This window comes from Porticoccus sp. GXU_MW_L64, assembly GCF_052983295.1.
Genome location: NZ_JBRKJK010000020.1, coordinates 1 through 25161, shown reverse-complemented (window position 1 = coordinate 25161; position 25161 = coordinate 1). Strand labels below are relative to the sequence as shown.

Below are 25161 nucleotides of genomic sequence, written 5' to 3'. Positions count from 1 at the left end.
TTTTTTAGATCGCGGAAGGTACATATGGTTGAAGTAACCGCACAAGATCGCCGCCTGGAATTGCGCTCTCTGCTGGCGGAATTGCAAAGTCAGAATCTGCTGACAAAAGAATCCGTCAACCTGGTAACCGGCAGCACTCGCAGCCGTGAAGAGGCCTTGCAACACCCGCTGATCTATATCGCCAAACAACAGTTGGACGGCTGTGGAGACATGGCCGGGCGGGTGCTGGATCTGGAACGCCTGACCCACTGGCTTGCCGAGCAGTCGGGCATGCCGGTGGTGCATATCGACCCGCTGAAAATACAGGTATCGGCGGTTACCGAGGTCATGTCGTTCGCCTTTGCCAAACGCCACGGCATTCTGTGTGTGGATGTGCTCGGTGATGAACTGGTTATCGCCACCGAAGAACCCTATTCCAGCAGCTGGGTAGAGGGTCTGGAGCAGGTCACTCGCAAAACAGTGCGCCGGGTATTGGCTAACCCGGCGGATATCCAAAAGTATCGCATGGAGTTTTATACCCTGGCCCGTTCCATTTCCGGGGCGGACAAACAGCCCGGTGCCAGTTCCGTAGTCACCAATGTGGAACAGCTGATGGAGTTGGGCAAGGCCGCCAGCCCGGATGCCCAGGATCAGCATATCGTCGCCATTGTCGACTGGTTGTTGCAGTACGCGTTTGAACAACGGGCCAGCGATATTCATATCGAACCGCGGCGGGAAAAGGGCAAAATCCGCTTTCGCATCGACGGCGTTCTGCACCTGGTGTACGAAATGCCCCTGCAAATCATGATTGCCATGACCAGTCGCCTGAAAGTGCTGGGGCGCATGAACGTGGCGGAAAAACGCAAGCCCCAGGATGGTCGCATCAAAACCACCTCTCCGGATAACGGCGAAGTGGAATTGCGGCTTTCCACCCTGCCCACGGCGTTTGGCGAAAAACTGGTCATGCGTATCTTCGACCCGGATGTGTTGCTGCGCAATTTTGCCGAGCTGGGTCTGGTGGGGGAAGACAGCAAACGCTGGCAGCAGATGGTGGAGCGGCCCCACGGCATTGTTCTGGTTACCGGCCCCACCGGTTCCGGTAAAACCACGACTCTGTATTCCAGCCTCAAACAACTGGCCAGCGAAAGCGTTAACGTCAGCACGGTTGAAGACCCCATCGAAATGGTGGTGGACAGTTTCAACCAGACCCAGGTGCACCACAAAATTGACCTGGATTTTGCTGCGGGTATCCGCACCCTGATGCGCCAGGACCCGGACATTATCATGGTAGGCGAAATTCGCGATCGGGAAACCGCGGACATGGCGACCCAGGCCGCTCTTACCGGCCACCTGGTAATCTCCACCCTGCACACCAATGACGCCCCCACTGCCATCAGTCGCCTGCTGGATATCGGCGTGCCCGCCCACCTGATCCGCGCCACTCTCAACGGTGTTATGGCGCAGCGCCTGGTGCGCACTCTGTGCCCGCACTGCAAGGAAACCACCGAGCTGGAGCAGGACGCCTGGCAACAACTGGTACGTCCCTGGAAAGTGGCGCCGCCGAAAGCGGTGTACCGCCCGGTAGGTTGCCTGGAATGCCGTGGTACCGGCTATCTGGGCCGTCAGGGTATTTACGAAATCCTGCCCCTCAGCGCCAGCCTGCGGCCACTGGTGAAAGACGATGGTGATATCGAGCAGTTGAGAGTACAGGCCATGAAAGAGGGCATGCGCACCCTACGCCTGTCCGGTGCGCAAAAAGTAGCGACGGGATTGACGTCTATTGCTGAAGTGATGCGAGTGGCACCGGATTCCGGGAAATAATAGTGGATGTGAATAGCATAAGAGGGGGACGACTGTCTGTGACACGCCGCCTTCTTATTTTCAAAGAAAGCCTCCCTGGGGGCTCGTGGCCAGCATCCCAGCTGGCCGCGGTCACAGACAGTCGTCCCCCTCTTATGCCGCTAAGCACCGTGGTACGCCAATAATGGTGTCTCAACTCAATTCTTTGCTACAAGATCAATGGCAACAAGCCCTGTGCCGTTTTCAAAATGCGTCTCCTGAGTGCGCAGAGCAACTGCATCAGCACTGCCAACAGCAGCCGGAATTTGCCGCCCAGCTACAGCTTTTATGGCGTTGCAGTGACTTTGTCGCCGACTACGCCTGCCGTCAGCCAGTGGCATTTATGGAGTTGGTGAACAGTGGTGACTTACACAGCTCCCGCAGTAATCAACAATGGTGCCAGCGCTATAAAAATGAACTGGCTGATACAGACGATGAGCAACAGCTGGCCAGCGTCCTGCGCCAGCAGCGCAACCGGGACATGGTGCGTATTGTCTGGCGCGATTTTGCTGGCCTCGCTGATCTTGCCGAAACCACCGCAGACATGACTGCACTGGCGCGCTGTTGCCTTGATGCCGCCATCAATTTTCTCTACCCCAATCTGTGTCAGCGCTACGGTGTGCCCATGGGGGCAACCAGTGGCCAGCCACAGCGTATGGTGGTATTTGGCATGGGCAAGCTGGGGGCAGGGGAGCTGAATGTTTCCTCAGACATTGACCTGATTTTTGCCTACCCGGAGAACGGCGACACCGACACCAGCGAGGCTTCGTCAAAACGCAGCCGCAGCAATCAGGAGTTTTTCGAACGCCTGGGGCGGCAGCTGATTCAATTGCTGGACAGCCGCACCGCCGACGGCTTTGTGTTCCGCGTCGATATGCGCCTGCGGCCCTATGGTGGCAGCGGCCCTCTGGTGGGCAGCTTTGCCGCCATGGAGCAGTACTACCAGACTCAGGGGCGTGACTGGGAGCGCTTTGCCATGATCAAAGGTCGCCCGGTGGCCGGAGATATTGCCGCTGGCGAGCAGCTGCAAACGTTGCTTAAACCCTTTGTGTACCGCAAATACATCGATTACAGCGCTATCGAGGCACTGCGCGACATCAAGGGGCTGATCGAGCAGGAGGTGCAGCGCAGTGGCGCTCAAAACGATGTCAAACGGGGGCGCGGCGGCATTCGCGAAGTGGAATTTATTGCCCAGGCGTTTCAGATAATTCGCGGTGGCCGCGATACCCGGCTGCAGCAACCGCCTTTGCTGCGGGTGCTGCCGATTCTCGAACAGGAAAAACTGTTGCCCGCGGGCAAGGCCGAACAACTGACAGCCAGTTACCAGTTGCTGCGCAAGGTGGAACACTGCTTGCAGGGCATCGCCGATCAGCAGACTCAAAGCCTGCCGGATGAACCACTGGGCAGGGAGCGGCTGGTGGCGGTGATGGGCTGTGACAGCTGGCAACAGTTTTGTGAGCGACTCGATCAGGCGCGGGAAATCATCGCCACAGAGTTCGCCGCGGTGGTTGCCGAACCGGTGCCCGGCACTGATAACAACCCGCAAACCCCCCAGTGGGCGACCCTGGCATGGCAGTTGTTGCGCCGCAATCAGCCGGTCAGCGACATTCTGCGCGATGCCGGCTACGATCAGCCAGACGATACCGAACACACTCTGCAGACGTTGTTGAACAGCCGCGCCATTCAACAGATACAAAGCAGCGCTCGCGACCGCCTCAACCGCTTTATGCCCATGTTGTTGCAGGGTTGTTGTCAGGGGCCGGGTCCATCGCAACTGTTGCAGCGCACCCTCGCGCTGGTGGAGGCGGTTACCCGCCGCAGTGCTTACCTGTTGTTGCTGACGGAAAACCCCCAGGCGCTGCAACAGCTGTTATTGCTGTGTGACGCCAGTCCGTGGATTGCCAGTCAGCTGGCTGCGAACCCGTCTTTGCTGGATGAGCTGCTGGATGCGCGCACCCTGTACAGTGCCCGTGATCGAACCATGCTGGCGGACGAGCTGCGCCAGCAAATGCTGCGGATTCCGGAAGAGGACCTGGAAGCCCAGCTGGAGGCGTTGCGTTACTTCAAACGCTCCAACCGCCTGCGAGTGGCGGCCTGCGAAGTGAGCGGTGCCCTGCCGCTGATGCAGGTCAGCGACAACCTCACCTGGATCGCTGAAGTGTTGCTGGAACAGGTGCTCGACATGGCCTGGGTGCAGATGACCCGGCGCTACGGCTATCCCCAGGGGGCGCGCCGCAACACAACGGCGGATTTTTTGATTGTTGGCTACGGCAAGCTGGGCGGCATTGAAATGGGCCACAGTTCAGACCTCGATCTGGTGTTCCTCTACGATGCCGACCCCCAGGGCAGTACCGACGGCGACCGCAGTATCGACAACGCCACTTTTTATCTGCGCCTGGGCCAGCGTATTATCCATTTGCTCACCACCCAGACCAGTTCGGGCCAGCTGTATGAAGTGGACATGCGCCTGCGACCATCCGGCAATTCCGGCATGTTGGTGACCTCCCTCAAGGCTTTTCAGCGCTACCAGAACAGCGAAGCCTGGACCTGGGAGCACCAGGCGCTGGTGCGGGCGCGACCAGTGGCGGGCAGTGAGCCATTGGCGGAGGCTTTTCAGCGGGTGCGCCGGGAGGTACTGGCCAGCGAACGCGATATTGAAACATTGTCGGCGGATGTGGTGGCAATGCGCCACAAAATGCGCACTCACCTGAGCCGGGAAAAAGACGCCGCCAGCTTTGACCTTAAACAGGGCTGCGGCGGTATCGTGGACATTGAATTTATGGTTCAATTTGTCGCCTTGGCCTGGGGCGGCCAGCACCCGCAATTGCTGCATTGGAGCGACAATATTCGCATTCTGGAAACCCTGGCGGCTGAACAAATCAGCGAATTACAGCCGCAGCAAGCAGAGCAGTTGATCGACGCCTACCGGCAATACCGCTCCGCAGGCCACCGCGCCCAGCTGCAACAGCAGTCCACCGTGGTGGCCAGTGAACCGTTCCGCCAGCAGCGCCAGCAAGTAACTGCCCTGTGGCAGCGCCTGTTCCCCAATGATCAGTGAGACACGATGACAAATCCCCCGGACAACCAACAGCCCGTCAACATTATCTGCATGAAATGGGGCCAGAAATACGGCGCGGAGTATGCCAATCGCCTCTACCGTATGGTGGACCGCAACATCACCCGGCCATTTCGGTTTATCTGTTTTACCGATGATGACAATGGATTGCTCAACGGCATAGAAGCACAGCCATTGCCCTCACTGGAACTGCCGCCAGGCACCCCGGAGCGAGGCTGGAATAAGCTCTCCACATTGGCGGAGGGGTTTGGAGGACTGGAAGGGGAGGCGCTGTTCCTGGATCTGGATGTGGTGATCGTCGGCAATATCGACGAGCTGTTTGATCACCCCGGTGAGTTTCTGATTATTCGCGACAAGAAATTCAAAAAGCGTCTGATTGGCAATTCCTCGGTATACCGCTTCAAAATTGGCCGCTATGACGCCTCGCTGCGTAAATTTCAGCAAAATTTCGACCAGGTAAAAAACAGCTTCCGCAACGAGCAGGCCTATCTGAGTGATGAGGTGAACCAGTGCGGGGAGCTGGGCTTCTGGCCGCCGCAGTGGTGTGTCAGCTTTAAATACGATTGCGCGTCGCCCTGGCCACTGGGCTACTTCAAAACACCGCGAGCGCCGGAAGGCAGCAAGATTCTGATTTTTCACGGCCACCCGTTGCCAGACGAAGCCATCGCAGGGGTTACCCACAAATGGTACCGCCCCATTCGCCCCTGCCCGTGGTTGAAGGAGTATTGGAAGTGACAGCATAAAAGGCTGTTTTTTATGCTGTCATCCTGAGGAGGCGAAGCCGACGTGAGGATCTCACAACTCACAGACTCTGAGATCCTCACGCCGCTACGCGGCTCAGAATGACAAGGATTATTAAACCGGTAACCTTATAGGTTGCGTTTAATAATGCGGCACAGGGATGTGCCGGGTTAATAGTAAAGCTCCCTCAGGATGAGGGTGACAAGTTTCGACGAAAAACCTGAATATGATACGCACCCTCTACACCATCGCTTTCTACCTCGCTGTACCTCTGGTACTGCTGCGTCTGCTGTTGCGCAGCCGCAAGACTCCGGCCTATCGCAAGCGCTGGGCAGAACGCTTTGGCTTTGTTCCCCGGCTAAAAGCCGACAAAGTGATCTGGGTGCACTCGGTATCGGTGGGTGAAACCCTGGCGGCGGTGCCTTTAATCAAGCAACTGCAACAACGTCACCCGGGCGCGCAGCTGGTGGTAACCACCATGACTCCAACCGGCTCAGAGCGGGTTGTGGCCAGCTTTGGTGATTCCGTGTACCACGTTTACGCCCCCTACGATTTGCCGGATGTGGTGGCGCGCTTTCTCAAGCGGGTGCAGCCGGATGTGTTGGTGATTATGGAAACCGAGCTGTGGCCCAACCTGGTTCTCGGCTGCGCAAAACAGCGCATCCCGGTAGTGGTGGCCAATGCCCGGCTGTCGCAAAAATCCGCAGACGGCTACGCAAAAATACCGGCCCTGATGCAATCGCTGTTGGCAAACATCAGTGTGGTGGCGGCCCAGCACCAGGATGATGGCCAGCGTTTTCTCGACCTGGGTTTGCCGGAAAACAGCCTGTCCGTTACCGGCAATATCAAGTTTGACTTACTGCTTGGCGACGAGGTTCGCCACAAGGCCCGCGACCTGAAACAACAGTGGCGCGGTGATGGCCAGCGCCCTGTGTGGCTGGCGGCCAGTACCCATCGGGGCGAGGACGAGATTATCCTCAAGAGCTTTCGGGAGCTGTTGAAGTACCACGACGACCTGTTACTGGTGTTGGTGCCACGCCACCCGGAGCGCTTTGATGAGGTGGCCAACCTCTGCCAAAGTCGCCGTCTTGCGGTTACCCGGCGCAGTAAAGGCGCTGCGCCCACAGCGGGTACGCAAGTGTTGCTGGGTGACACCATGGGCGAGCTATTGGCATTCTGTGGTGCCAGCGATCTGGTGTTTATGGGCGGTTCGCTGGTGCCGGTGGGCGGCCACAATCTGATTGAGCCCGCCGCTTGGGGTGTGCCTGTTTTGTCTGGCCCGCACCTGCATAACTTTACCGAGGCGTCCCGCCTGTTGTTGGCCGCCGACGCTATGGCGGTGTGTGACAGCAGTGAACAGATTGCCGCTCACATGGAAACGCTGCTCAATGATCCGCAGCGCCGTGCCGCCATGGGCGAGGCGGCGAAAGCAGTGGCGGCGCAAAATCGCGGGGCGTTGCAGCGGTTGTTGACGGTTATTGAAAAAGCCACCTTGTCATCCTGAGCGCAGCGAAGGATCTCTTCGGTTAGTTGAACTACGAGATCCTTCGCTGCGCTCAGGATGACGGGCACAAGGGTTTTTCAGCCTTTTTCCTTTATAACCTTGGCACTGTTCTCCAGCCAGCCATTCAAGGTAAACACATCCTCCGGGCTCAGCTGCCCGGATTGCAGTTTCAATTCCATAAAACTCAGAATGTAATCGTAGCGGGCGTTGGCGTAGTTTTGCTGGGCCTGGAACAGGCGCGATTGCTCGGTGAGTACGTCGAGAATATTCTGGGTGCCCACTTCGTAGCCGGACAGGGTTGCTTTGTAGGCGCTTTCGGCGGATGTCACCGCAGAGGCCAGCGCCCGCACCCGGGCGGCGTTGGTTTTGGCATTGAGGAACGAAGTGCGGGTGTCCTGAATAATCTGTCGACGGGCGCCCACGTAGTTGTGATGGGCCTGTACTTTTTGCTGGGCGGCCACTTTGCGCTGGGATTTGTTCAGTCCCCAGGTGAAGATGGGTACTGATACGTTGACATTGGTGTTGCGGTAAGAAGAGCTCTCTCTCGCAGAGGTAAGAAAAGGACCGTTACCAAAGTCGATTACTGAGCCTGGGGTATCGGTATACCTGAAGCCGCCAACCGTCACAGAAACTGTGGGTGTGTAATTGTACTGGCTGCTTTTGGCGCTATCGTTAATGCGCTCCTGGTTGGACTTGGCTATTTTCAGGCTATTGTTGTTTTGCAGCGAAAAGTCCACCCATAGGTCTCTATCCAGAGGCTCTGGGTCGTCGATAGGGAAGTCGTTTTTCAAGCCCGCCAGTTCAAAGTGGCGCTTACCGGTGAGCACCTCCAGGGCTTCAAAGCGAATGGCGAAATCCCCTTCGGTCTGCAAAACCGCAACCACCGCATTGTCAAACGTGGCCTGTGCCTGATGAACGTCCGTAATAGCTACCAAGCCCACGGAAAAGCGCTCTTTGGCATTTTGCAGGCGTTGCTGTGATTCGGTTTCGTTGCTGCGGGCAATGCGCAGGGCTTCGCTGGCGCGCAGTACATCCAGGTAGGCGTTTACCACCCGTACAATCAGGGTTTGCTGGTCTAAAGCAAACTGGGCTTCGGCCCGTTCTTGATCGTGGCCGGCGGCTTTAAAGTCAAACCAGTTGCGTACATTAAAGCTGTAGTTAAGGCCATCCACAGAAAACGTTTTGATGCCTTTGGCGGTACGTGTTTGGCTTAATGGTGTGTCCTCCTGGCGCGAGCGGCTTTTCCCCGCCCCCAGGCTGTAACCCGCGGAGGCGTTTTCCGCAAAGGACGGCAGCAGATTTTTGCGCGGCGCAACGATGGCTTCCTTGTCAATCAGGAAGCGCGCTTCAGAGGCTTTGAAGGTGGCGTCGTTTTCCAGCGCCAGTTGGTAGATTTCCGCCAGGGTTTCCCCTTGGGCGGTTGCTGCTGAAGCCAGTAACGTGGCCATAGCGAGCTTGGTAAATATTTTCATCGGGCGGCACCTGTTGCGTCCATTTGCGTTGGTCGGGAGTCTATCAGAACGGTTATTCCGGATACACTTGCGAGCACCACCAATGAGTAAGGTTTTGTAAAGCACTGCAACAGGCTTCCTGGACAGCTGCCGATACCATGGGTAGAGTGGTTTTCCAATACTCGTGAAATTCACAAAAATCGAAGTTTTTCGGAAGGATTTCACAACTCCATTTTGCGAATGGCAACTGGTTAACATTCTGGGCAGGTGGCAGTGGCGGTTATTGACAAGTTTCGATACAAGGTAGACCTGAGGCGGTACATGGCGGATTGCGATGCCAACTACCTTCGGTTTATCAAGCTGTTTCCGGAGTACCAGTCAGCATCCTCGCGCATTTTTGTCCTCGATGGGCAAAATCGTGTGGTCACTATGACAGTGCTTGAACGCACCCCCTACACCACCTTGCTGAGGTTGAAACAAACAGAGCTGGAAAAGACACGGGGCAGAGGTGTCGGCTGGTTGCAAATGCCGACCTTAAAGGTTCGCCTTTATCACGATGCCAAGGTTGCCGAGGTGCTGGATTGCGAAGGCCACAGAAGCCCAAGCCCGCGCTTTGATTACCCCAACCCGAATATGTACCAGCAGGATGAAAAAGCTCAGTGGAATTGCTTTTTGGCCGACTTGCTGGCGCACTGCCTGCAACACGGCTGCGAAACAGGAAGCTGTTTTGATCGCGTTTCCAGTTGAGCCATATGGAATGCCCCTAGTGGTGCTACAGGTTAGTTTTGCCAGGTGCAGTGCCCACAGGCCTTTTCAGACCGTTGGCCGCAGGGATAGCGGCCACCGAGCGTACAAGGATGCTTACTTTAATAACGGAAGCACAGCGTGTCTGAAAAGGCCTGTGGGCACTGCGCCAGTGAACTCGACAAAATCAAATTGAAAGGCTACTAGTGGAGCGATCAACAGAGACTGCCAAGGCATGACAGCAAAGGTGAAAACCATCAACAAGCAAGCCTGCCAACCCACCTGCAAACAGCGGGTGCGAGTGGTTCAACTCACCGACCCTCACCTGGGGCCGTCGGCGGATTACCAGTTGGCGGGTATCAATACCTGCGACAGTCTCAATGCCGTATTGGAGCGCTGCCGGGATATGGCGGATGCCTTTGTGGTAACTGGCGATGTCGCCGGTGATGGTGCCTTGCCCGCTTACGAACTGTTTGATAAAAAGCTGTCTGCCGAGTCGGTTCCCTACTATTGGCTGCCCGGTAATCACGATGACCTGGAAACCATGGCTGCCACCCTTGCCACGCCATTTCGTTTTGAAGTCACCCTGGGTAACTGGCTGTTGCTGATGCTGGACAGCCGTCAGCCTGGCAAAGTGGGCGGGCATATCGGCGAGCGGCAATTACAGGCGGCACTGGCTGCGGCGGAAAAACACAACGGCCCGGTGGCGGTGTTTATGCATCACCCACTGGTGGATGTGAATTGCGCTTGGCTGGACAAGCAAAAAGTATCCGGTGGCGATGCCATTCTTGAACAGCTGGCGGAACGCACCAATATCAAAGCGGTATTCAGTGGCCATGTTCATCAGCCCACCACCAGCAAACGTTACGGCATTCCGGTGTACACCACACCGTCCACCTGCTTCCAGTTTGCTGCCAACAGTGATGAGTTTGCCTTTGGCGACCAGGGCCCCGGTTTCCGCTGGATCGACTTCAATGACAACGGCAGCATCGATACCGGCGTGATTGAATTGCCCGCTATAGACAGCCTCGACCGGCGTTGTGTGGGCTACTGAATCGGCCACCTTTTAAGAGTATTCCGTTATAATCGGTATCTTTCAGGTATCGACTTTTCATGCTTCTCTACCTTCACGGCTTTAACAGCTCACCACTGTCTTTCAAATCCGAAGCCACTCGCCGCTGGCTGGCTGAACATCACCCGGATGTCGAGTTTCACTGTCCACAACTCCACAATTATCCCCAGCGGGCCATAGCCCAGTTGCAGGAAATTATTGAAAGTAACAGCGAGGTGGCTTTGGCCGGCAGCTCCATGGGCGGCTTTTTTGCCACTTACCTTGCCGAAAAATATGGCCTGAAAGCAGTGTTGATTAATCCGGCGGTGCGCCCCTGGCGGGGGATGCATGAATACCTTGGCGAGAACGCCAATTACCACACCGGTGAAACTTGGGTGATGGAGCCTCACCACGTGGAGCAGTACCGCCAGTTTGAGGTAGAAACGCTGCAACGCCCAAAAAACTTCTGGGCACTGTTGCAGACCGATGACGAAGTGTTGGATTATCGCGATGCCGAGCAAAAATACGCCCCCTGCAAACTGACGGTAGAGCAAGGGGGAGATCACAGCTTTCAGGGTTACGAGCGATTTCTGCCGGAGATCTATACATTCTTATTTGAAAACGGAGCAGTGCCCGTTTAACTGCCACTAAGCAAGAGATCGCACGACGCACGTCTGACGTCGCACGTTAAAAGCGCTGCTTCGAATCATGTGCGATATGTTTTCAAAGTAACGAGAAGTAATAGGTTATAAACTAATCGAAGTTCTACCAGGCAAGCGTGCGACGTGCGTCGTCAGACGTGCGACCTTCTAAAAAGAACGAAATTGTTGCCGCATAACTACATAATTAACCGACGAAGCACTACTGAATGACCAACTACACCGCCGAAGATATTGAAGTCCTCACCGGGCTCGACCCGGTTAAAAAGCGCCCGGGCATGTACACCGATACCGCCCGCCCCAACCACCTGGCCCAGGAAGTCATCGACAACTCCGTGGACGAAGCCCTGGCCGGTCACGCCCGCAAGCTGGATGTGGTGTTGCACAAAGACGGCTCCCTGTCGGTAACTGATGATGGCCGCGGTATGCCGGTGGATATTCACCCGGAGCAGGGCAAGCCCGGTGTGGAGGTGATTCTGTCCACCCTCCACGCGGGGGGCAAATTTTCCAACAAGAACTACCAGTTTTCCGGCGGCCTGCACGGGGTGGGGGTGTCGGTGGTCAACGCCCTGTCCCTGAAGCTGGAAGTCACCATTCGGCGGGATGGCAAAGTGCACCAGATCGCCTTTGCCAACGGCGACAAATACAACGACCTGGAAGTCATCGACAGCTGCGGCAAGCGCAACACCGGCACTACCGTGCGCTTTCTCGCTGACCCGCAGTATTTCGACTCCACCAAATACTCCGTGCGCCGCCTCAAGCATGTGCTGCGCGCCAAGGCCGTGTTGTGCGCCGGGCTCACGGTTACCTTTAAAGAAGAAGCCAGCGGCGACAGCGAACAATGGTGTTATGAAGATGGCCTCAGCGATTACCTGATCAGCGCTACCCACGGTTGGGAAGTGGCGCCTGCGGAGCCGTTTCTGGGTGCCTTCAAAGCGGAAACCGAAGCGGTGGACTGGGCGGTGCAATGGCTGCCGGAAGGGGGCGAGCTTACCCAGGAGAGCTACGTTAACCTGATTCCCACCGCCCAGGGCGGCACTCATGTCAACGGCCTGCGCAGTGGCCTGCTGGAAGCCATGCGCGAGTTCTGTGAATTCCGCAATCTGCTGCCGCGGGGTGTCAAGCTGACCCCGGACGATATCTGGGATCGCTGCTGTTATGTGTTGTCCTCCAAACTGGCAGACCCGCAATTTTCCGGCCAGACCAAAGAGCGGCTGTCATCCCGCGAGGCAGCGGCGTTTGTTTCCGGCGTGGTCAAAGACGCCTTCAGCCTGTGGTTGAACCAACACACGGAAGAAGCGGAAAAACTCGCCGACCTGTGTATCAGCAATGCCCAAAAACGCATGCGTGCCAGCAAAAAAGTGGCTCGCAAAAAAGTCACCCAGGGGCCAGCCCTGCCGGGCAAACTGGCGGACTGCTCCGGCGACGACCCCAGATTTGGCGAGTTGTTTCTGGTAGAGGGCGACTCCGCCGGCGGTTCCGCAAAGCAGGCCCGCAACCGGGAAACCCAGGCGATCCTGCCCCTGCGGGGCAAAATCCTCAACACCTGGGAAGTGGATTCCCAGGAAATTCTCGCCAGCCAGGAAGTGCACGATATCGCCGTGGCCCTGGGTATCGACCCGGCCAGCGATGACCTGTCCGGCTTGCGCTATCACAAAATCTGCATTCTGGCGGATGCGGACTCCGACGGCCTGCACATCGCCACCCTTATTTGTGCCCTGTTTGTGCGCCACTTCCGCCATATGGTGCAGGCGGGCCACGTATACGTGGCCATGCCGCCCCTGTATCGCATCGACATTGGCAAAGACGTGTACTACGCCCTGGACGAGTATGAAAAACAGGGCGTACTGGACAGGATTGCCGCCGAGGGCAAACGGGGCAAGGTGAACGTACAGCGCTTTAAGGGCCTGGGTGAAATGAACCCCCTGCAACTGCGCGAAACCACCATGGACCCGGACACCCGCCGCCTGGTGCAACTCACCATTGAACCCGGCGACGACACCAATTCCATAATGGATATGCTGCTGGCCAAAAAACGCGCCGCCGACCGCAAAAGCTGGCTGGAAAGTAAAGGCGATCTGGCGGAAGTATGAATACTGTCATCCTGAGCATAGCGAAGGATCCCAGTATTTGATAAGTAACGAGATTCTTCGCTACGCTCAGAATGACAGTGACGCGACAAAAGACTATGACTGACTACGTAAAAATCGACGACGACGGCATCGAAAAAACCTCCCTCAGCACCTACGCGGAAAAGGCGTATCTGGATTATTCCATGTACGTGATTCTCGACCGGGCGCTGCCCCATATTGGCGATGGCCTCAAGCCGGTGCAGCGGCGCATTGTGTATGCCATGAGCGAGCTGGGCCTGAAGGCCAGCGCCAAGTACAAAAAATCCGCCCGCACTGTGGGTGATGTGATCGGCAAATTTCATCCTCACGGTGACAGCGCCGCTTACGAGGCCATGGTGCTGATGGCGCAGCCGTTCAGCTACCGCTATCCACTGGTGGATGGGCAGGGCAACTGGGGGTCGCCGGACGATCCCAAATCCTTTGCCGCCATGCGTTATACCGAGTCAAAACTCACCAAATATTCCGAGGCACTGTTGTCAGAACTGGGGCAGGGCACGGTGAACTGGCAGCCCAATTTTGACGGTACTCTGGACGAGCCGGAGGTGTTACCGGCGCGGGTGCCCAACGTGCTGCTCAATGGCACCACCGGCATTGCCGTGGGCATGGCCACGGACATTCCCCCGCACAACCTGAACGAAGTGGTCAAAGCCACGGTGCACCTTTTGGAAAACCCCAAGGCCACGGTGGAGGAGTTGTGCCAGTTCGTGCCAGCGCCGGATTTTCCCACCCGCGCAGAAATCATCACTCCGCAAGCCGAGATTCAAAAAGTCTACGAGACGGGCCGTGGCTCCTTGAAAATGCGCGCGGTGTGGCACAAGGAGGATGGCGATGTGGTAGTCACCGCACTGCCTCACCAGGCGTCTGGCTCCAAGGTGCTGGAACAGATCGCCAGCCAGATGCAGGCGAAAAAGCTGCCCATGGTGGCGGATTTGCGGGACGAGTCAGACCACGAAAACCCCACTCGTTTGGTGATAGTGCCGCGCTCCAATCGTGTGGATATTGAGCAGTTGATGAACCACCTGTTTGCCTCCACGGATCTGGAGCGCAACTACCGCATCAACCTCAATATGATCGGCATTGACGGTAAGCCCGGTGTCAAACCGCTCAACCGCATTCTCGCGGAATGGCTGAAGTTCCGTACCGACACCACCCGCCGCCGCCTTGAATACCGTCTGGAAAAAGTCAACAAGCGCCTTCACTTGCTGGATGGTTTGCTGATTGCCTTCCTCAATATCGACGAAGTGATTCATATAATCCGCACCGAGGATGAACCCAAAAAAGTGCTGATGAAGCGCTTCAGCCTCACCGACGTGCAGGCGGATTACATTCTCGACACCAAACTGCGCCAACTGGCGCGTTTGGAAGAAATGAAAATCCGCGCCGAGCAGGAAGAACTGCAAAAGGAAAAAGAAAAACTGGAGCTGATACTCGGCTCCGCCGCGCGGCTGAAAACACTGGTGAAAAAAGAACTGCTGGCAGCCATGGAGGAATTTGGCGATGAGCGCAAGTCGCCGCTCAAGGAACGGGGCGAAGCCAAGGCGTTTTCCGACACCGACCTGCTCAGCTCCGACCCGGTGACCGTGGTGATTTCAAAAATGGGCTGGATTCGCGCCGCCAAGGGCCACGACATCGACCCGGCGGCACTCAACTACAAATCCGGTGATGGCTACGCCCTGTCAGCCCAGGGGCGCAGCAACCAGAATGTGATTCTGCTGGATTCCACCGGCCGCAGCTATGCGCTGCCCGCCCATACCTTGCCGTCGGCGCGGGGCCAGGGGGAGCCGGTGACAGGCCGCCTTAACGCGCCCTCCGGTGCCACCTTTGAAGGTGCCATGATGGGTGACGACAAACAGGCCATCTTGATGTGTACCGATGCCGGTTATGGCTTTATCGGTCGCCTCGGCGAGCTGTACACTAAAAACAAGGCGGGCAAAGTGTCGCTGTCGGTGCCCAAGGGTGGCCGGGTGATGGCGCCCAAGCGGGTGGATGATCCGGACAATGACTTGCTGGTGGCCATCAGCAATGAAGGCCGTATGCTTGCCTTCCCGGTGAAGGAATTACCCGAGTTGGCCCGGGGCAAGGGCAACAAAATTCTCAGCATTCCCACCGCCCGGGTGCAAAGTCGCGAGGAGTTTATGGTGGCGCTGGTTACTCTGAATGACTCGCAAACACTGAAAGTGTTTTCCGGCAAGCGCCATATCGGTCTCAAACGCAGCGATCTGGAACACTATATTGGCGAGCGCGGTCGTCGCGGCCACAAGTTGCCCAGGGGGTTTCAGAAGGTGGATTCGGTCGAGGTGGTGGAATAACTTGTCACAGCTCTGTTACAGGGTTTGGTACTTTTCGCTGATCTTAACGGCGCATGGTTCTTATTTAGACTGTCATTTTGTACCTATACACTAAAAACAGCCTATATTTTCAGACAGGTTATCAACAATAAAAGGGGAATACCGTGGAAGAACTGATCGAAACTGCAACCAATATGGCCATTGAATGGGCGCCCAAGCTGGTGGCTGCATTGGTTATTCTGTTTGTTGGTATGTGGGTGGCGAAGAAAATTCGCGGCGGCATGCGCAAGGTCATGGGCAATAAAGACGTAGACCCAGCGGTTGCCGGGTTTGTTTCCAGCCTGTGTTACTACGGCATAGTCGCTTTTGTGGTGATTGCCGCGTTGTCGAAAGTCGGCGTTGCCGCCACCTCCTTTGTAGCCATTCTTGGTGCTGCTGGTCTGGCGGTTGGCCTGGCGCTGCAAGGCTCGTTGTCCAACTTTGCCTCTGGGGTACTGATCTTGATTTTCAAGCCATTCCGCATCGGTGATTTTGTGGAGCTGGCCGGCACTTCCGGCGCGGTAAAAGAGATCACCATTTTTACCACTGAGCTGGCTACACCCGACAACAAAAAAGTGATTGTGCCCAACTCTGCGGCCATGGGGGGCAATATTGTCAACTACTCCGCCCACGATACCCGCCGTGTAGATATGGTGTTTGGCATTGGCTACGGCGACGACATCGACAAGGCCCGCAATATCATCAAAGCCATTCTGGAAGCGGACCAGCGTGTACTGGCTGACCCCGCCCCCGCCGTTGCGGTTGCGGAATTGGCAGACAGCAGCGTCAATTTTAACGTGCGCCCCTGGGTGGCCACAGCGGATTACTGGGGTGTGTACAACGATGTGCACGAACAAGTGAAGAAACGCTTTGACGCCGAAGGCATCTCCATCCCCTTCCCGCAACAAGATGTGTATATGCACACTGTGGCGGCTAACGGTACTGACTCTTAATCCGGCAATATAAAATCTAACGCACTTGCGCGGAAGTGCTTGATTTTATTGAGCTTGCGCTGGCTGCGCCGGCACATCCTTGTGCCGCATTATTAAATGCAACCTATAAGATTGCCGGTTTAATAAAAATCAGACGATAGCCCGGGTTGCGCTGCGCTCTACCCGGGTTAATAGTCCAGCAGTTCCTTTAGCTGCGCTAACCGCTCTTGGCTTTTTTCTTTGGATAGCGGCTCGCCCGGCTGTTCTTCCAACAACTCTGGTGCTTCAACCACCAACTGCTCTCCCGCCAAAACCCGCTGGCATACGTCCTGATAGTTTTTTTCAAACAGTGGGAATGCTTTGCGTTCCACCTCGTTGCCCAGCACATACCAGCCGGTTTGCACAGCGGCGTGGTATATCGCCGGGTGTGACCAGTTAAAAGCCACTTTGGGGGCGGGAGCGTTGCAGGCTTCCAGGTAGGCATCGTGAGCGCCGGGCAGTGCACCGCCGGGCCCCTGGTTCTGGCACAGTTGCATCATGCGGTGCAGATTGGGCAGATATTCGCATTGCTCAATGGCGGCTTTGGCACCTTGCAGAATTTGTTGCGGGGTGAACCTGCTCAGGCTTTCCAGCCACAGTTTTTTGGTAAGAATTTGATCCTCAGCAGATGGGTAGGCAGCAAAAAACTGGTTGTGATAGTTCAGCTGAAACAAGCCGAATATCTGATTGATGGTGTCGCCAATGGCTTCTTTACGCTTCTGTGAACCAGCTTCGGTCGGTGATTTGCTCGACGACTGAACGGCTTCTTGAGCGACTTGCTGAGTGAGTTCGTTGCTGTCTTTCATTGCGGTTGCTCGCAGGGTTTGATGTAGACACGTCTGCCGGAGTGTTGTGGCGCTCCCACTGGCGTTTGACGTTTTGCAGAAAGCGGGTATTCCAGGAATTTTCTACCCGGCCAGTGTCCTTCCAGTAGAGCACAAACTCCGCCACCTGGTTTTCGGCGAATTGACGGTCGATGTTGGCCAGGGCGAGTACATCGTACACCGTGTCGTCCGGCTGCCAGTCAGCACTGATGGCGCGTGGCTCGGAGTCGTTCTTGATCACAGCAGTAAAGCGAGCCCATTGCTTTTTGATGTGCAGGATAAAGCGGGAATTCCAGGTGGAGGAACGTTCGCCGCGCTCGCACCAGTACAGTACAAACTCGGGGATGGCGTCCTCAATAAAGTGTTCGCTGATGCCCGCCTGGGTGGTGAGAATATCCATGGCGTCCTGGGACGGCCTCCACTGGGGCGTCATCGATGCTTCGCGGTTGGTGCGATTTTCCCGCGCCTGTTGATCGCGCCAGACCCGCAGCACTTGTTTGATAAATTTGGACCCCCAGCTGTGTTGTGGTTCGCCGCGCTCGCTCCAGTAGGTGACAAACTCCGGCACCTGCTGCAAGGCAAATGCCTGGGGGATACTGTACTGGGCCAGCTGGCGCAACAATTCATCGTCTGGTTGCCAGTTTTGGGCGATGTGGTTGGTGCCGCGAACCAGGGGCGCTGCTACTGCTTGTTGTGAGGTTGCCGGTCTCTGCGCCGCGCCACTTTCGTTAATGGCAAAGCGCAATTGGCCGCACTCGCTAAAGGGTGCGGAGGCGATCAGCAAAATACCCTGGCTGCGCAGGTTGCTGCTGATGCGTTGAATATCGCGCTCATTCCAGAAGGGTGCCGCCTTGTGCAATTGGGCGGCGGACACATCCAGCCAGTGAAAGTTATTGTGCTGCTCGGTGCTGCCGTAGTCGATAAATTCCGCCAGAATACCCAGCAACAACGCCTCCTCCAAGCCGATGGTGGCGGCCAGGGAAGGGGACAGGGTGAGGGGTTTTTCCGGGATCAACGACATGGGGGCACTTTACCAGAATTTTGCCGCAGCCTGTTGGCGATAGGCTGTTGATTGTTGTGAATCGATTGTTGCGAATCGTTTGCATCTTGCGGCCATGACGGTAAACTGGTTTTTGGTTCTCTGTATTCCCCTTCCGAAGTTGGTGTGGCTATGAATTGGCAAAAATGTCCACAGGATGGACAACCTCAAACCCTGTTGTCTTTGCTTGTTGTGGGTCTGTTTGCCACGCCGTTATCTGCGGACGAGTTGACCGAAGAAGACTTGATGCAGGAAATGCCGATGGTGATGGCCGCCACCCGCCTTCCGCAGTCGGTGACCGATTCCCCTGGCTCTATCACAGTGCTGGACCGCGAGCTAATTGCCGCTTCCGGCTTTCTGGAAATTGGCGATCTGTTTCGTCTGGTGCCCGGCTTTCAGGTAGCGCGCTCCTGGCGCGACCACCACACAGTCACCACCTATCACGGTCAAACTGACGGTTTGTCACGGCGCATGCAAGTGCTGGTGGATGGCCGCACCGCTTTTACCTCCCAGTTTGGCCTCACCGATTGGGATCGCCTTGGCATTACCGTGCACGACATTGAACGCATAGAGGTGATGCGCGGCCCCGCAGGTTCCGCCTACGGATCCAATGCCTTTGTTGCCGCCATCAATATTGTTACCCGCAAGCCGTTGGCCCGTGGCGGCAGTGAGCTGTTTGTCGCTGCAGGCGAGAGCGATACGCAACTGGTGGGCCTGCGCTACCACCACAATAACGCTCAACTCAGCTCTACCGCTTCGGCCACCTACCTGGGCAGCGATGGCTTTGACGGTGGCAACAGCGGCGTGAATGTACTCAACCTGCGCTGGCAGGGGCAGTATCAACTCAGCGGGCAGCGCAACCTGGGCTTTCAGGTGCTTCATGCGGATGGCCCTTCTGGTCGCGGTGGCAACCCCAATTCCCTGTTTGATCCCACCGGAGACAAGGAAATAAAAGAGCAGAATGCCCTGCTGCGTTTTAGCGAAGTGCTTTCTGCCAATAACCAATGGCATTTGCAGCTGGGGCTTGATCGCACGGTTCGCGGTGATCAGGTGCGCCCCGGTACCGTGGCGGAGGTGCTGGCGGTAGCCGGTATCGGTGCCGATCAGCTGGATGACTATCTGGCCAACTTTCCGGTGGCCCTGCCCGATGGTATTGCCGACCAACAGGCGGTGGCAGGCCCCTACAACTACCGTGCCAGCCGCGTCGACCTGGAAGCCCAGCAAACCTATTCGTTCACGCCCGATTCCCGCCTGGTATGGGGTGCGGGCTGGCGCAAGACCCGAGTGCGTGGCGCTCTGGTATTGAACAGCAGCGATCACTTTGAGAGCGACAACAGCCGCCTGTTCGCCAACTGGGAATACCGCAGCGGCCAGTGGCTCTATAACCTGGGCGGCCTTTATGAAGAGGGCGATCTGGCCACCGGCGACTTGTCGTCCCGGCTGGGAATCAACTATCAACTGTCGCCCAATCACACCTTGCGGGCCAGCTTTGCCCGTGGCTGGCGTCAGCCTTTTGTGGGCGAGGCTTACCATGAGCTGGCCCTGAAAACCGAGCAGGGGTTCCCCCTGGAGCGCTTTATCGAAGTGGGCGATCAGTTCCTGACGCCGGAGAAAATCACCACCTGGGAGCTGGGTTATGTGGGGCACTGGGGCGGCTTGCGGGCGGAAGTGAAGCTGTTTGACGAAACCCTGGACAATGAAATCCAGGAAGTGTTCGACCCCACGGCCCCGGAACTGCTGTCCCTGTTCGCCCAGGAAAATGGCCAGCCACCGGGCGCGCTGATTCGCATTAATGGTGGCCGCACCGATTTACAGGGTATAGAAGGCAATATTGACTATCGCTTCAGTGAGCACACCCGCCTGTGGCTGAGCTATGGTTACACCAGTGTCGAGCAGCAATTGCCACCGCTGGCAGTTCGCGGCCTGCAACACAGCAACGATGGCACCCCCCGCCATACCGCCAGCGCCCTGTTGTCGCACCGCCTGGCTGACAACTGGCAAGCCAGCCTGGGATATTACTACCTGGACGATACCGCCTGGTTTTTGTTCGGCAGCGATACCGACAGCTACGACCGCATTGACCTGCGCCTGGCAAAAACCATCGACCTGTGGTCGCAGCCGGTAAAATTCGAGCTGATCGGCCAGAATATAGTCGGTGCCACATACAATGAATTCAATGTGCAGAATCGCTTTGACAGCATGCTGTTCATGCGCTTCAGTATGACCCTGGATTAATCATCGCGTAGCATCGTCACCCCCGTGCAGGTGGGATTCTCCTCGAGTTGCGCTCAATCGTTTGGACTGCCCTTGGCCAAGAAAAAAACCGTTTACGTGTGCAGCGATTGCGGCTCTGACTACAGCAAGTGGCAGGGTCAGTGCAGCGATTGCGGCGCCTGGAATACCCTCAGCGAAATGCGCAATGTGGCGCCGGCTCGCGCCACTGGCAGTGCCGGTTATGCCGGTGCTGCCGATGGTGAAGTCAAACGCCTGTCGGAAATCGACCTGCAGGAACTGCCGCGCATCTCCAGCGGTGGCCGCGAATTCGATCTGGTGTTGGGCGGCGGCCTGGTGCCCGGCTCCTGCGTGCTGATTGGCGGCGAACCGGGTGCGGGCAAAAGTACCCTGTTGTTGCAAACCCTCTGTCACCTGGCGGAGTCCATGGAGACCCTGTATGTCACCGGTGAAGAATCCCCCCAGCAGGTAGCCATGCGCGCGCGACGGCTGGGGCTGCCCACAGACAAACTCAACATCATGGCGGAAACCAGTGTCGAAACCATTTGCCACACCGCCGAAAAACGCCAGCCGAAAATTCTGGTGGTGGATTCCATTCAGGTGGTGCATCTGGCAGATATCAGCTCCGCTCCCGGCAGCGTGTCACAAGTGCGCGAGGCCGCCGCCCATCTGGTGCGCTACGCCAAGCAAACCGGCACAGTGCTGCTGCTGGTGGGCCACGTCACCAAAGACGGCACTCTGGCAGGCCCCAAAGTGCTGGAACATATGATCGACTGCTCACTGATGTTGGAAGGTTCCACCGACAGCCGTTTCCGCACCCTGCGAGGCATCAAAAACCGCTTTGGTGCCGTCAACGAATTGGGAGTGTTCGCCATGACGGAAGTGGGGTTGAAAGAAGTGAACAACCCCTCGGCTATCTTCCTCAGTCGCGCCGACGAAATTGCCTCCGGCAGCCTGGTGACTGTGGTGTGGGAAGGCACTCGCCCGCTGCTGGTAGAGTTGCAGGCGCTGGTGGACGAAAGCCCGTTTAACAACCCGCGCCGGGTGGTGGTGGGGCTGGATCACAATCGCCTGGCCATGTTGCTGGCGGTATTGCACCGCCACGGTGGAATTATGGCGGCGGATCAGGATGTGTTCGTCAATATCGTTGGCGGCGTTAAAGTCATGGAAACCAGTGCCGACCTGCCCCTGCTGCTGGCGGTAGTATCCAGCTTTCGCGACCACACCCTGCCCAGCGATTTGATCGCCTTTGGCGAAGTGGGACTGTCCGGAGAATTGCGCCCCGTACCCAGCGGTGTGGAGCGCCTGCGCGAAGCGGCCAAACACGGCTTTAAGCGCGCCATTGTGCCGGTGGCCAATGCGCCCAAGCAGGGGATTAAAGGCATGGTAGTGATAGCGGCGAAAACGCTGGCAGAGGCGCTGGAGGCGTTATAAATAGCCGGCCGGTAATCAGTTGATTTTGGGGGCCTGATATTTTGGGGCGACAAGGGGGATTCTAAATGCGGCCTTTTTATGGTGCCGGGCTCTTTTTTATGGTGCTCTGTGCCTGTAGTACAACCGTTGACAAAACGGCGCAGCAATACTCAGACAGCCAGTGGATTTGCGATGCCAACCCAGTGACCGGTGAGTGGGATTGCCGACAGGTGGCTCGTGACCAACTATTGCCCCTGCCCACTGCTGTGGCGATTCAAGAACACGCAAAGCCACAACCTCAAGCGGCACTGGTGATACCTGCAGAGGTGGTACCTGCAGAGCCGCCGCCACTGCCTGTTCCCAAATCACTGCAAACACCGCAACAGCCCGCCGCTGCTACTGTGCAATCACCCAGTACCCCAGAGACCCCCGCGCCAGTCTCCGGAAAAGGCTACGTGGTGCAATTGGCGGCACTCAGCAGTGAAGCAGCGGCGAAGCGCTATATCGACCAACAGCAGCGGTTATCCGAACCGCTTACCTGGCACCACACCTATAGTCAGGGGCGTCATTGGTTTGTGGTGACTACCAACCCCATCAGCACACACGTAGAAGCGCTGGCAGCAGCGGGGCGCCTGGAAGGTGTTCACCCAGAGATTGCCACATGGGTTCGCTCCCTGGATTCGCTGCGACAGGTGATTAATCGTGCTCCATAAAGGATTACCAAATCATTTTTCATAGTGGTAACGGCACGAGATGATAGTCAGCTGCTTACTGTCAATGGCATAAACTAACCGATTTGTCTCATCTATCCGGCGTGACCAAAAACCAGATAAATTCTCTTTTAAAGGCTCAGGTTTGCCTATTCCATCAAAGGGTGAGCGCATGGTATCTGAGATAAGTTTATTGATGCGCTTGAGCGTCTTTTTGTCTTGCTCTTGCCAAAAAACATAATCAGCCCACGCCTCTTTAGTCCATGAGAGAATCTCAATCATTAACCAATTCTCTTAGAACTACCTGACCTTTCTGATATTGCTTAATGGACTTTGCCAGATGAGCAGCATTGGCTGGGCTTTTGAGTAAGTGAACTGTTTCCATTAGACCATTGAATTGATCAAGCGACATTACTACGGCGTCATCAGCATCACGGCGCGAGATTATGGTGTAGTCGGCATCGTTAACCACTTGATCCAAAACTAATTTAAGCTTGTTTCTGGCTTCAGAGAAATTCACAACTCTCATAGCAATCTGCCTCTTGTACAGTAATGAGCACAAGTATAACTTGTACCATATACAGTTCAAGTGCGGGGCGCTATATTTTGTGGTTTAACGCCGCCAGCACCGAGCGCGCGTTAGCGCGTCCGAGTGCCCGGCCTTGTTAAGCTTAGGATGCAAATTTATAGGGGCGAACTTGCAACATAGACTTTTGCTTACGGGCAGCCCAAAGGTCATAAGCATTTTGAAGCCTGAGCCAATGGCCTGCAGATGGTTTTTTAAAAACCAACTCAAGGCGCAATGCCATTTCTGGAGTGATAGAACCTCTGCCATTTAGGAGCTTAGATAAAGTTTTACGGCTTACATTTAGGTGCTCAGAGACATCAGTAATTGTGGCGCCCGTTGGCTCAATTACTAACTCCTTGAGAATTTCACCTGGGTGAGCCGGATTGTGCATACTCATTAGTGATAATCCTCATAGTTGACAATTTCCGCGTCCTTGCCAGCAAAACGAAAAGTGACCCGCCAATTACCGTTAACGGTAACAGACCAGATACTTTTACGATTTCCTTTCAACTCATGCAAGCGAAGGCCAGGCAGGTCCATATCTTTTGGGCTTTCAGCTTGATCAAGATTGGTAAGGATTAGCCTCAAACGCTTGACATGTTTTGCCTGAATTCCAGAGGTTTTACCGGAACTATAAAATCTCTCAAGCCCTTTATGTAAGAAGCTAACTATCATGCATTAATTGTAACCTTTATGGTTACGGCGTCAAGTGCAAATTTTAGAGCTTAACGCCTAGCTCACCGAGAAGCCACGCAGTGGCGATCCGGTGCAGCTACTTGTTAACTGTTTCTCCGAGGCTACCCTCTACCATATTTCCAGAAGAATCTTCCAGCCAGACTTTAGATCCTGACTTAGACAACTCACCTCTAACGGTATAGGTTTCGTTAGGCTTAGGCGTAAATAGGAAATCTTTCTTTACTCCCATATCATCACTAAATATCGCCTGCCCATCTGTGGGGAAAAAGACTAAACCATGCAAGGTAAACTTTTGCTCAACCGCCATTACATCGCGGGAAACCATAATTGGTTCATAGCGAAAGCCTTGACCATAGTGAGCAGCTCTAGTCTTAGACCAGCTATGCTCAATAAATTGGTCATTTATCTTGTAAAGCATAAAAAAATGAGATTTATTAGTATTCGAGTCGCTAACCGTCGAAATGTCACCACTATATCCCTCGGGTATTGGTTGATAAAGAGTTGCACAGCCAGACAAAAACAGAACAAAACATGTTAAAAAAACAGCTTTCATTAAGATTACCTCTTCCTACTCTATGGGTGACAGTTAACGCCACAATAACCGAGCGGAGCTAAGCGTGGTATTGTGAGCAAAGCGAACCACGCTTGGCGGAGTCCGGTTGATTGTTTTGTTACATGCCGAACTATACACTTACTACTTCCTTTAACTCCGCAAATTTAACAGGAAAAGTGTAAAGGCTTTTCAGGCTTAATAGTTTTTGCTTGAGCTCGCTACTCATATCTTTAGATGGAGCTCGCGTTTGTTTATACGGCCCACCGTGCAAGTCCCAATCGTATACATACAACCCAAGCGCAGAATAATCTGACCATACTTCCGAGCTGCCCCAATTTGGAGATTCCAACTGCTCCGAAATTTTGTCATGCTCAGAGTAAGCCTCAATTACCGGACTTGGAATCGTCCCTTCACCCGTGGTGGAAAATAAACCAATATTTCCTTCAATATCAATGGCGAACCAGTCGAATTCCCTCCCTACCAATTCTTCTTCGTAGATACTCATAATTTAAGGCATGTAACGCCTGCCTTTGGGGCAATTTGAACGAAGTGAGAATTGTCCCAACCGCGCAGCGGTAGACAAGAGGCACTTGTTACATTTAAAGCTCAGCAACAGTAGTAATAGCTGAGTTAACGGCTGCGTTAATTTTAC

22 protein-coding genes are annotated in these 25161 nt (G+C 55.6%); 13 read left to right on the top strand and 9 right to left on the bottom strand.

What is annotated here, in order from left to right; all coding sequences use genetic code 11:
* Nucleotides 1-24 precede the first annotated feature (24 nt).
* The 4 genes from ACVBEJ_RS13500 (at nt 25) to waaA (ending at nt 7139) form a co-directional block, all read left to right on the top strand.
* Nucleotides 25-1800, top strand: a complete 1776-nt coding sequence (locus tag ACVBEJ_RS13500) for a GspE/PulE family protein (protein WP_447130169.1) — start codon at nt 25-27, stop codon at nt 1798-1800.
* Between the two features lie 163 nt (nt 1801-1963).
* Entirely contained in the window at nt 1964-4876 is a 2913-nt protein-coding gene (gene glnE / locus ACVBEJ_RS13495) for a bifunctional [glutamate--ammonia ligase]-adenylyl-L-tyrosine phosphorylase/[glutamate--ammonia-ligase] adenylyltransferase (RefSeq protein WP_447130168.1), read from the top strand.
* 6 nt (nt 4877-4882) lie between these two features.
* Nucleotides 4883-5629, top strand: a complete 747-nt coding sequence (locus ACVBEJ_RS13490; protein ID WP_447130167.1) for a glycosyltransferase — start codon at nt 4883-4885, stop codon at nt 5627-5629.
* Between the two features lie 232 nt (nt 5630-5861).
* The gene (gene waaA / locus ACVBEJ_RS13485) at nt 5862-7139 is read left to right on the top strand and encodes a lipid IV(A) 3-deoxy-D-manno-octulosonic acid transferase (protein ID WP_447130166.1); all 1278 of its coding nucleotides are present in this window, start codon (nt 5862-5864) and stop codon (nt 7137-7139) included.
* A gap of 77 nt (nt 7140-7216) precedes the next feature.
* On the opposite strand, the gene ACVBEJ_RS13480 is transcribed toward waaA, so the two are convergent.
* Complete coding sequence (locus tag ACVBEJ_RS13480) at nt 7217-8611, bottom strand: TolC family outer membrane protein (protein ID WP_447130165.1); 1395 nt, start codon at nt 8609-8611, stop codon at nt 7217-7219.
* A gap of 300 nt (nt 8612-8911) precedes the next feature.
* On the opposite strand from ACVBEJ_RS13480, the gene ACVBEJ_RS13475 reads away from it, so the two are divergent.
* The 6 genes from ACVBEJ_RS13475 to ACVBEJ_RS13450 all read left to right on the top strand — a co-directional run bounded on the left by ACVBEJ_RS13475 (nt 8912) and on the right by ACVBEJ_RS13450 (nt 16456).
* Nucleotides 8912-9337 carry a DUF1249 domain-containing protein gene (locus tag ACVBEJ_RS13475; RefSeq protein WP_447130164.1) on the top strand — a complete coding sequence of 142 codons (426 nt, stop codon included), beginning with the start codon at nt 8912-8914 and terminating at the stop codon, nt 9335-9337.
* A gap of 232 nt (nt 9338-9569) precedes the next feature.
* Entirely contained in the window at nt 9570-10388 is an 819-nt protein-coding gene (locus ACVBEJ_RS13470; protein ID WP_447130163.1) for a metallophosphoesterase, read from the top strand.
* Between the two features lie 59 nt (nt 10389-10447).
* Complete coding sequence (locus tag ACVBEJ_RS13465) at nt 10448-11026, top strand: YqiA/YcfP family alpha/beta fold hydrolase (protein WP_447130162.1); 579 nt, start codon at nt 10448-10450, stop codon at nt 11024-11026.
* Nucleotides 11027-11253: 227 nt separating this feature from the next.
* The gene (gene parE / locus ACVBEJ_RS13460) at nt 11254-13137 is read left to right on the top strand and encodes a DNA topoisomerase IV subunit B (RefSeq protein ID WP_447130161.1); all 1884 of its coding nucleotides are present in this window, start codon (nt 11254-11256) and stop codon (nt 13135-13137) included.
* A 95-nt stretch (nt 13138-13232) separates the two neighbouring features.
* Complete coding sequence (gene parC / locus ACVBEJ_RS13455; protein ID WP_447130160.1) at nt 13233-15485, top strand: DNA topoisomerase IV subunit A; 2253 nt, start codon at nt 13233-13235, stop codon at nt 15483-15485.
* A gap of 143 nt (nt 15486-15628) precedes the next feature.
* Nucleotides 15629-16456: a mechanosensitive ion channel family protein gene (locus tag ACVBEJ_RS13450; RefSeq protein WP_447130159.1), complete on the top strand. Its 828-nt coding sequence runs from the start codon at nt 15629-15631 to the stop codon at nt 16454-16456.
* Between the two features lie 167 nt (nt 16457-16623).
* On the opposite strand, the gene ACVBEJ_RS13445 is transcribed toward ACVBEJ_RS13450, so the two are convergent.
* Together ACVBEJ_RS13445 and ACVBEJ_RS13440 are read right to left on the bottom strand one after the other, a co-directional pair.
* Nucleotides 16624-17280, bottom strand: a complete 657-nt coding sequence (locus tag ACVBEJ_RS13445) for a replication protein P (protein WP_447130158.1) — start codon at nt 17278-17280, stop codon at nt 16624-16626.
* Entirely contained in the window at nt 17186-18319 is a 1134-nt protein-coding gene (locus ACVBEJ_RS13440) for a DnaT-like ssDNA-binding domain-containing protein (RefSeq protein WP_447130157.1), read from the bottom strand. Before ACVBEJ_RS13440 ends, ACVBEJ_RS13445 begins: the two co-directional genes overlap by 95 nt.
* Nucleotides 18320-18469: 150 nt before the next feature.
* Here ACVBEJ_RS13440 and ACVBEJ_RS13435 point away from each other — a divergent pair, with 150 nt between their 5' ends.
* The 3 genes from ACVBEJ_RS13435 (at nt 18470) to ACVBEJ_RS13425 (ending at nt 22695) form a co-directional block, all read left to right on the top strand.
* Entirely contained in the window at nt 18470-20572 is a 2103-nt protein-coding gene (locus tag ACVBEJ_RS13435) for a TonB-dependent receptor plug domain-containing protein (RefSeq protein WP_447130156.1), read from the top strand.
* Between the two features lie 72 nt (nt 20573-20644).
* Nucleotides 20645-22003 (top strand): DNA repair protein RadA, encoded by a 1359-nt coding sequence (radA, locus tag ACVBEJ_RS13430; protein ID WP_447130155.1) that lies wholly within the window; start codon nt 20645-20647, stop codon nt 22001-22003.
* A 65-nt stretch (nt 22004-22068) separates the two neighbouring features.
* Entirely contained in the window at nt 22069-22695 is a 627-nt protein-coding gene (locus ACVBEJ_RS13425; RefSeq protein ID WP_447130154.1) for an SPOR domain-containing protein, read from the top strand.
* A gap of 12 nt (nt 22696-22707) precedes the next feature.
* Here ACVBEJ_RS13425 and ACVBEJ_RS13420 read toward each other — a convergent pair whose 3' ends face one another.
* From ACVBEJ_RS13420 to ACVBEJ_RS13395, 6 genes are all read right to left on the bottom strand, one after another.
* On the bottom strand, nt 22708-22974 hold the full coding sequence (locus tag ACVBEJ_RS13420; protein ID WP_447130153.1) for a Txe/YoeB family addiction module toxin: 267 nt from the start codon (nt 22972-22974) through the stop codon (nt 22708-22710).
* On the bottom strand, nt 22967-23221 hold the full coding sequence (locus tag ACVBEJ_RS13415) for a type II toxin-antitoxin system Phd/YefM family antitoxin (RefSeq protein ID WP_447130152.1): 255 nt from the start codon (nt 23219-23221) through the stop codon (nt 22967-22969). The genes ACVBEJ_RS13420 and ACVBEJ_RS13415 overlap by 8 nt, the downstream gene beginning before the upstream one ends.
* A gap of 142 nt (nt 23222-23363) precedes the next feature.
* Complete coding sequence (locus ACVBEJ_RS13410) at nt 23364-23657, bottom strand: HigA family addiction module antitoxin (RefSeq protein ID WP_447130151.1); 294 nt, start codon at nt 23655-23657, stop codon at nt 23364-23366.
* Complete coding sequence (locus ACVBEJ_RS13405) at nt 23657-23935, bottom strand: type II toxin-antitoxin system RelE/ParE family toxin (RefSeq protein ID WP_447130150.1); 279 nt, start codon at nt 23933-23935, stop codon at nt 23657-23659. Before ACVBEJ_RS13405 ends, ACVBEJ_RS13410 begins: the two co-directional genes overlap by 1 nt.
* Before the next feature lie 97 nt (nt 23936-24032).
* Nucleotides 24033-24509 (bottom strand): hypothetical protein, encoded by a 477-nt coding sequence (locus ACVBEJ_RS13400; protein ID WP_447130149.1) that lies wholly within the window; start codon nt 24507-24509, stop codon nt 24033-24035.
* A 130-nt stretch (nt 24510-24639) separates the two neighbouring features.
* On the bottom strand, nt 24640-25014 hold the full coding sequence (locus ACVBEJ_RS13395) for a hypothetical protein (protein WP_447130148.1): 375 nt from the start codon (nt 25012-25014) through the stop codon (nt 24640-24642).
* Nucleotides 25015-25161: the final 147 nt, after the last annotated feature.

Bases quoted from the DNA above. Each gene is read 5' to 3' on its own strand.
- ACVBEJ_RS13445 (WP_447130158.1), bottom strand. From the start codon at position 17,280: ATGAAAGACAGCAACGAACTCACTCAGCAAGTCGCTCAAGAAGCCGTT.
- waaA (WP_447130166.1), top strand. From the start codon at position 5,862: ATGATACGCACCCTCTACACCATCGCTTTCTACCTCGCTGTACCTCTG.
- ACVBEJ_RS13435 (WP_447130156.1), top strand. From the start codon at position 18,470: ATGAATTGGCAAAAATGTCCACAGGATGGACAACCTCAAACCCTGTTG.
- ACVBEJ_RS13490 (WP_447130167.1), top strand. From the start codon at position 4,883: ATGACAAATCCCCCGGACAACCAACAGCCCGTCAACATTATCTGCATG.
- ACVBEJ_RS13420 (WP_447130153.1), bottom strand. From the start codon at position 22,974: ATGATTGAGATTCTCTCATGGACTAAAGAGGCGTGGGCTGATTATGTT.
- ACVBEJ_RS13400 (WP_447130149.1), bottom strand. From the start codon at position 24,509: ATGAAAGCTGTTTTTTTAACATGTTTTGTTCTGTTTTTGTCTGGCTGT.
- parC (WP_447130160.1), top strand. From the start codon at position 13,233: ATGACTGACTACGTAAAAATCGACGACGACGGCATCGAAAAAACCTCC.
- ACVBEJ_RS13475 (WP_447130164.1), top strand. From the start codon at position 8,912: ATGGCGGATTGCGATGCCAACTACCTTCGGTTTATCAAGCTGTTTCCG.
- ACVBEJ_RS13500 (WP_447130169.1), top strand. From the start codon at position 25: ATGGTTGAAGTAACCGCACAAGATCGCCGCCTGGAATTGCGCTCTCTG.
- ACVBEJ_RS13415 (WP_447130152.1), bottom strand. From the start codon at position 23,221: ATGAGAGTTGTGAATTTCTCTGAAGCCAGAAACAAGCTTAAATTAGTT.
- parE (WP_447130161.1), top strand. From the start codon at position 11,254: ATGACCAACTACACCGCCGAAGATATTGAAGTCCTCACCGGGCTCGAC.
- ACVBEJ_RS13425 (WP_447130154.1), top strand. From the start codon at position 22,069: ATGCGGCCTTTTTATGGTGCCGGGCTCTTTTTTATGGTGCTCTGTGCC.
- ACVBEJ_RS13410 (WP_447130151.1), bottom strand. From the start codon at position 23,657: ATGAGTATGCACAATCCGGCTCACCCAGGTGAAATTCTCAAGGAGTTA.
- ACVBEJ_RS13470 (WP_447130163.1), top strand. From the start codon at position 9,570: ATGACAGCAAAGGTGAAAACCATCAACAAGCAAGCCTGCCAACCCACC.
- ACVBEJ_RS13395 (WP_447130148.1), bottom strand. From the start codon at position 25,014: ATGAGTATCTACGAAGAAGAATTGGTAGGGAGGGAATTCGACTGGTTC.
- ACVBEJ_RS13440 (WP_447130157.1), bottom strand. From the start codon at position 18,319: ATGTCGTTGATCCCGGAAAAACCCCTCACCCTGTCCCCTTCCCTGGCC.
- ACVBEJ_RS13465 (WP_447130162.1), top strand. From the start codon at position 10,448: ATGCTTCTCTACCTTCACGGCTTTAACAGCTCACCACTGTCTTTCAAA.
- ACVBEJ_RS13480 (WP_447130165.1), bottom strand. From the start codon at position 8,611: ATGAAAATATTTACCAAGCTCGCTATGGCCACGTTACTGGCTTCAGCA.
- glnE (WP_447130168.1), top strand. From the start codon at position 1,964: ATGGTGTCTCAACTCAATTCTTTGCTACAAGATCAATGGCAACAAGCC.
- ACVBEJ_RS13405 (WP_447130150.1), bottom strand. From the start codon at position 23,935: ATGATAGTTAGCTTCTTACATAAAGGGCTTGAGAGATTTTATAGTTCC.